The 233-nt window shown below is 71.7% G+C and carries 1 pseudogene; it reads left to right on the forward strand.

Annotated features, from left to right (window positions below):
• Positions 1–233 (forward strand): annotated as a pseudogene (gene groEL / locus KVS71_RS19215) (chaperonin GroEL); the annotation flags it as partial.

Below are 233 nucleotides of genomic sequence, written 5' to 3' on the forward strand. Positions count from 1 at the left end.
GGGGCCCCCCCCCAAGGAGGAGGCCACGGACGCCGAGGGTGCCGGTGAGGGCGACCAGGTAGCAGGGCGCGTCACGCAGAGCCGGCGCGAGATCGAGAACCCCCACAGCGACTACGGCACCGAGAGGCAGCAGGAGCTTCTAGCGAAGCTCCCCGGTGGCGTGGACGTCATCAAGGCGGGGGCTGCGACCGAGGTCGAGCACAAGGAGCGCCAGCACCGCATCGAGGACGCCG

This window comes from Microbacterium sp. GbtcB4 (assembly GCF_019091465.1).
In the GTDB taxonomy this organism is placed as follows: domain Bacteria; phylum Actinomycetota; class Actinomycetes; order Actinomycetales; family Microbacteriaceae; genus Microbacterium; species Microbacterium paraoxydans.